Source organism: Bradyrhizobium acaciae (genome assembly GCF_020889785.1).
In the GTDB taxonomy this organism is placed as follows: domain Bacteria; phylum Pseudomonadota; class Alphaproteobacteria; order Rhizobiales; family Xanthobacteraceae; genus Bradyrhizobium; species Bradyrhizobium acaciae.
The window spans coordinates 188,738-194,994 of the sequence record NZ_JACMYK010000003.1; the positions used below are offsets into that span (position 1 = coordinate 188,738).

7 protein-coding genes are annotated in these 6,257 nt (G+C 62.9%); 5 read left to right on the top strand and 2 right to left on the bottom strand.

All coding sequences use genetic code 11. From position 1 onward, the window contains the following. The first annotated feature begins 28 nt into the window (after positions 1–28). Together H8A92_RS03150 and H8A92_RS03155 are read left to right on the top strand one after the other, a co-directional pair. Complete coding sequence (locus H8A92_RS03150; RefSeq protein WP_229194400.1) at positions 29–799, top strand: SDR family NAD(P)-dependent oxidoreductase; 771 nt, start codon at positions 29–31, stop codon at positions 797–799. Between the two features lie 196 nt (positions 800–995). After that, positions 996–1,259, top strand: a complete 264-nt coding sequence (locus tag H8A92_RS03155) for a hypothetical protein (protein WP_229182570.1) — start codon at positions 996–998, stop codon at positions 1,257–1,259. Between the two features lie 58 nt (positions 1,260–1,317). Here the strand turns inward: H8A92_RS03155 and H8A92_RS03160 are convergent, their stop codons facing one another. After that, entirely contained in the window at positions 1,318–1,692 is a 375-nt protein-coding gene (locus tag H8A92_RS03160) for a hypothetical protein (protein ID WP_229182569.1), read from the bottom strand. A gap of 306 nt (positions 1,693–1,998) precedes the next feature. Here H8A92_RS03160 and H8A92_RS03165 point away from each other — a divergent pair, with 306 nt between their 5' ends. After that, positions 1,999–2,550, top strand: a complete 552-nt coding sequence (locus tag H8A92_RS03165) for a DUF3617 domain-containing protein (RefSeq protein WP_229194408.1) — start codon at positions 1,999–2,001, stop codon at positions 2,548–2,550. A 256-nt stretch (positions 2,551–2,806) separates the two neighbouring features. Then, the gene (locus H8A92_RS03170; RefSeq protein WP_229194401.1) at positions 2,807–3,364 is read left to right on the top strand and encodes a DUF3617 domain-containing protein; all 558 of its coding nucleotides are present in this window, start codon (positions 2,807–2,809) and stop codon (positions 3,362–3,364) included. Between the two features lie 72 nt (positions 3,365–3,436). On the opposite strand, the gene H8A92_RS03175 is transcribed toward H8A92_RS03170, so the two are convergent. Continuing rightward, entirely contained in the window at positions 3,437–3,874 is a 438-nt protein-coding gene (locus H8A92_RS03175) for a hypothetical protein (RefSeq protein ID WP_229194402.1), read from the bottom strand. A 235-nt stretch (positions 3,875–4,109) separates the two neighbouring features. Here H8A92_RS03175 and H8A92_RS03180 point away from each other — a divergent pair. Beyond that, positions 4,110–6,257: DUF5801 repeats-in-toxin domain-containing protein (locus H8A92_RS03180; protein WP_229194403.1), on the top strand; the 2,148-nt coding region annotated here is incomplete at its 3' end.

Genomic DNA, 6,257 nt, shown 5'->3' on the forward strand with positions numbered 1-6,257 from the left:
GGCTTCCACTTTTCCGGATCATGCTCTGATGCCGCGGCTGGACGGAAAGACGGCGCTGGTGACCGGCGCAGCCACCGGGATCGGCCGGGCCACGGCTGCGCTGCTGGCGTTGAGCGGCGCGCGCGTCGTGCTGTTCGGACTCGGCGACGCCGCGCTTCAGGCCGCTGCGGCCGAGTGCGGCGGGCAGGCGATCCACGGTGACATCACCCGGCCGGACGACGTCGCCAGGGCCGTCAACGCCTGCGGCGTGTGGCTCGACATCGTCGTCAACGCGGCCGGCCTGATCGTGCCGGATCAGCCCGCAACCGTCTCCGACGAGGTCTGGGCCAGGACGCTTGATGTCAACCTCACCGGGACCATGCGGGTCTGTCGGGCATCCTTGCCGCTGCTGCAGCAGCGAGGGGGAGCGATCGTGAACGTCGCCTCCGTTGCTGCGTTCAATGCCAGCCCGGATAGCGCAAGTTATGCTGCCAGCAAGGCGGCCGTCGTCGCCTACACGCGTTCGCTGGCCTACGCGCACGGCGCCGACGGCATCCGCGCCAACGCGGTCGCGCCCGGCTGGGTGCGGACGCCGATGAGCGCCTATGAAATGCAATTGCTCGCAGACCAGAACGGCACCACACCCGATGCCGAGTTTCGCGGTGTCGAACGGCGGATCGCTTTGGGACGGATGGCCGAGCCCGCCGAGATCGCGGCGTGCTGCCTGTTCCTGGCCTCCGACGAGGCGTCCTTCGTGACCGGTGCGGTGCTGGTCGCCGATGGCGGCGGCCGCTCGCCCACGCAGAATCGCGCAGTCTAGAGCCTCGTTCCGATTAAGTCGGAACGAGGCTCCAGGTTTTTGTTTTGACGCGTTTTCTTCACGCGAACCGGGATCCACTTCGCTCGAAAACGCTCTGGATCGGTCGATTGGCGTCGGAGTGTGGCGGCCGGCACCTTGATAAGGACCGGTGGATTTGGCACTCTCGTGCCGTCACGTCATTCGATCGAGGGGCGTTATGAACAAGTCATTTTCTGTGATCATTGCGGCGGCCGCTTCAATCGTCGTCCTGTCATCGACGGCGGCGCGATCTGGCGAGATCTACCCATTTGGCGATCCGCCGTACCGGCTGGACTACGTGCAGGAGCCTCAGATCGAATCGGGCTGCTGGAAATGGAATTGGCAGCTGTACCAGTGGCAGGACCACTGCCCGGTCTACGTCTATCCGAAGGCTTACATGTTCTCGCGCTCGTCGCGCGTCGTGCTCCACACCAAGGGGTGAGGAGCGCTCAGCTGCTTGAAGTGCTCTGCGTCACGCCAATTGGAGCGACGCAGCGCATTTATGAGTGCGCGATGCTGCACGCCACCTGGTGGTGCTTGCCGAAGTTGAGCAGTGCATTTTCCCGGAAGCCATCAAGCCAGACGCCACGGCCGGCATAACGATAGCCGACGCCCATCGGCACGTGCCGCACATGGATGCCGCCGCGGCCGGTGAGCAGGGAGGCCGTCACCACTTCGCCCTCGACCGACACAGCGCGCGGGCACAGCGGATACTGATGGCCGTTCTCGCAGGTGAACACGATCTCGGTGCAGGTGCCGACCGGTGCCTTCGTGACCAGGCCGAGATCCGCGGCGGTCGCTTGCCGGGAAGTGCCCGACAGCGCTGCGCCCAAAGCCAAAATGCCCGCGACCATGTAGCCAATTCGAATACGCATCTGCGCCCCCTCGTCCAGCGATAGGCAAAGTAATTGAAGAAAAATATCGCGCGCTAAATGAGCAAAAAAAGTCTCCAAGGTCAAACCTGCGGCAGAGGTAGGCACAGGGTTCGAGCGCCGAGTGTTGCAAGTTTGCTGCAGTGGAACGGAATTAGTTTGAAGGCAGCCGTGCTGCGACAACGTGCCTTTACTGGCCACAATTGGCCTGCAAGTGGTGGGGGATAGTCGAGTCGTTTCGTGGGACTGCTTCGAGAGCCTGACCGGATCGCATCGCGAACGGGTTTCGGACGAACATCGGGGGTGGGAATGAACTTCCGTGGTGCCATTGCAGGTTCGCTGCTCACCTTGATGATCGTCCCGGCGGCGTCCCTGACGGCGCATGCGCAGGCACCATCTCCCCAACCGGCGAGCGGCCGGGACGCCGCGGCTCAGCCCGCTCAACCCTTTTCCGGCCCCAGCTTTCGCAAGGGCTTGTGGCGCTTTATCCGAACGCTCGACGTCGTCAGGACCGCCAACAAGAATTTCAAGTATCGGGTGGTCAACGCGGAGACGACGCGCTGTGTCGATCCGACCTTCGCGATGAGGGCGACCTTTTCGCCGGATCCGGTCGGAAACTGCGTCTCGGACAAGCCCGAAAAAGTCGGCAATCAGTACACCTTCGGGCATCGATGCGATTACATGGGCGCGGTCAGCACCGTCATCACCGTGCGCAGCGACGAAGCCTATACCGAGATGAACGAGGTCAGCACCGGAGAGCATCCCAAGACCGACACGGTCGTCGCGACGAGGATCGGCGACTGCGATGACGGAGGTGCAGCCAACTCCGAAAAGTCGGCTCCGGCGCGTTTGCAGCACTAGTTTGGCGATCAGCAGGGAAGCGAGCAGGCAAGCTTGCCGGCATCAGTTCGCGGGCGGCTGAGGTGCGGGCTTGATTTGCGACCGGCCTGGACCGCGCCGGCTCATAGCGGCGCGCATTCGACGGCGGAGAACCTCAACCAAAAGGGCGAGCATTTACTCGACTTTAACGCGAAGTGTTCTGGAATGAAGTGAGGTTGGGCGTGCTTCAAGTGATAGTCACGCGATGCGCTTCATGCGGCCGATAAGGATTCAACAAATGACTTCGCGTGAGGACTTCGGGCGGTCGAAGGTCTTCGCACGCATGCTTGGCGTCGTGATCACGCTTGCCGTGTCCATGCTTGCCTCCCATGGCGCGGTGGCCGACGACGGCTTCAACGGACCGACTTTCCGGAAAGGCATGTGGCGCTTCGTGCGGACGATGGAGCTCGTGTCGCCGTCGAACGTGCGGCAAAAGCTGCTCGAGCGCGAAATGACCCGCTGCGTCGATCCGACCCAGGCGATGAAGGCAACGTTCTCGTCCCCATCGATCGGAAATTGCCATTCTTCGAGGCCGGAGAAGATCAGCAACAAGTACGTGTTCTCCAACCGGTGCGACTATATGGGCCCGGTCAGCACCGTCATCACGGTTTTGAGCGACGAGGCCTACACCGAGGTCAACGAAGTTCACGGCCAGGCGCCAAGGATGGACCGGGTGGTCGCCCGTCGGATCAGCGATTGCAACGAGGACAAGGCTTCGCTTGGCCAGCCGGCTGCCGCACCGAGCGAGGTCTCGCGCGAGTTGGAGCAGGAGACGGCTGAAGGCGATCCGCTCTGAGGCGGAGTTTCAGGCCCGGAGCGGCTGGACGCCGGCGCGCCCATGAGAGCGTGGGCCATGTCGCCGGTCGCGTTAGATCTTTTGCTGGCCGCCAGGCGCGCTCACCTTGACTGTGATCTTCTGAATTTCGGTGCGGCCGCCCTGGTACTTGACCTCGAGGGTCATGGCGTCGTCGCCGAGAAATTCGGGCGGCGACTTGTAGAAGGCGACATAGGCGGGCACCTCGAGCGCCAGGCAGGCCTTGTAATTGGTCGTCTTGACCTTCGCTGTCTTCACCACGACCTTTCCGGCGGCCGGTGGCGTGACCAGGCGGATGGTCGGCAGCGGCCCGGACGTGCAGTCGGATAACACGTTGAGGTAGATGCCGATTTGAGTGTCCCGGTTGGCCAGGGCGCGAACCTGGCGTTCGACCGTGGTTTCCGGCGGGACTGGCGTTGGGGCTTGCGCGGCCGCCGCGCCGAAAGAGCCGCAAATCAAAATGGCGGCACACGCCTGAAGAATCACCCGCATCGACCGCTCCAAATCGCCGGCAAAGACGAACAGGGCCGGGCAAATACTGCCTTTCGACCAAGTCAAACGGGCTAAACCATTGTTCTTGCAGCCCCGACCTGTTCGATCTTTACCACACTTCTACGGAAAGCATTGATTAACCAAATACATTCCTTGACCGGGGGGAGGGTTAACAATAGCCTAAAACTAAATTTTTCTACAATTTTTCCTCTAATCGCATTTTGCGGAGCTGATAATGCAGGGTTCGTTTCAGGTCGCTCAGGCTACCGGCACCGGCAATTCCACCACCAATTCGGCTCCCGTAAGAATTTACACGCTGACGAAGCCGCTGACCGATCAGGCGGTCGTCGTCAATCTTGGATACGACCAGAAAGCGAAGATCGACTTCTCGGCGATCGCCAAGGAGAAGATCACGCTGGTTCATATCGGCGAAAAGCTGATCATCCTGTTCGACAACCAGTCGACCGTCACGGTTGAGCCGTTCTTCGACTCCCGCGCGGATGGTCAGAGCAACGTTACGATCGAGATGGCGCCCGGTCGCGACGTCTCGGTGCAGGAATTCACAAGCCTGTTCCCGATCAGCACGGACGGCTCGGTGTTGCCGGCCGCCGACAATGGCGGCAACTCGAACGGCAACGCGCAGGCGAGCGGTGCGCACTTCAGTCCGTTTGCGGTGGATGATCTCGGCCCCGTTCCCACCAACGTTCTGGCTGGGCCGGAACCGCTGCCCAATTTCAACGACACGCCGCCGACCGGCCCCACCGTCCCGCAGTCGTCTACTCCTGCTGCCCCCACTATTTCCTTGGGCGCCGCGCCGGATCTGGCGGTGGACGAGAGCTTCTTGACCGTTGCGACCAACGGGATCGCCGGCTCCGGACTGGGACCCGCAGGATCGACCGTGGCGACGGGGCTGATCCCGTTCTCGATCACCGTGCCCGGAGGCGAGAAGTCGCTGACCTTCGCGCTGTCGATCAGCGCGCCAGGCGTCGATACCGGTTTGATCGATTCGCAGACCGGCAACCACGTGTTCCTGTTCGTCGAGAACGGACAGGTCGTCGGCAGGGAAGGAGGTCAGAACGGCCTCGCTGACTTCACGATCTCCGTGGATGCGACCGGCCACATCACGCTCACCGATCTGCGCGCGATGCACCAAGGGACCGGCGAGGTCGGAGGTGACATCAACGAAGGCGCTCATTTGCCTGCCGGGATGGTCACGCTGACGGCGACGGTGACGGACAACAGCAACCAGACCGGCACCGCGACCGCCGATGTCGGTCCGCATCTGACGTTCCTGGACGATGGTCCGGCGATCTCGCTGAGCGGGACGACGAGCTCGTTGAACACGTTCGAAGCCTATCTGTCGGCCGCGACCAACGCGGGCATCAACGGCTCGACGCCGGATGCGTCGCCGACGCAGGGTCATACGCTGGACAAGGAGAATTTCGCCAACGCGTTCACGGTGGTGCCCGGCGCGGACGGCGGAACCACTGCCTATGCGCTGAGCATTGCCGCCAACGGCACGGCGACCAACCTGATCGACAGCAACTCCGGTCTCGGCGTCGTGCTGGACCAGAGCGGCAACACGATCTCCGGCTATGTTGCCGGCCACGAGGGCCAGGCCGCCTGGCTGGTGTTCACGCTGACCGTCAACACCGCAACCGGCGACGTGACGTTGACGCAGGACCGTGCGGTGCACGAGCTAACCGCGTCGAGCCCGGACACCCATGAGGGCGTCAGCCTGACCAATGGCCTGGTGACGCTGACGGCGACTGTGACCGACAATGACGGCGACAGCGTAAGCCAGAAGCTCGATCTCGGCACGCATGTCACGTTCCACGACGACGGCCCGTCGATCTCGCTGAACGAGACGGCCGCCTTCCTGAACACCTACGAGGCGTACCTCTCGGGTTCGACCAATGCCGGCGTCAACGGCTCGACGCCGGATCTGGTGCCGACCCAGGGCCATACGCTCGATACCGAGAGCTTCGCCGGTTCGTTCACGGTGAAGACAGGCGCGGACGGCGGCACCACGGCCTATGCGCTGAGCATCGCGGGCAACGGCACTGCGACCAACCTGATCGATAGTGCTTCCGGTCTTGGCGTCGTGCTGGACCAGACCGGCAACACGGTGTCCGGCTATGTGACCGGCCATGACGGCGACCCGGCGTGGCTGGTGTTCACGCTGACAGTCGACCCGGCGACGGGCAATGTGACGCTGACGCAGGATCGTGCGGTGCACGAGAACATCGCCTCGAGCCCGGACACCCATGAGGGCATCAGCCTGACCGGCGGCCTGGTGACGCTGACGGCAACCGTGACCGACAAGGACGGCGACAGTGCCAGCCAGCATATTGACCTGAGCAGCCACGTCACCTTCCACGAT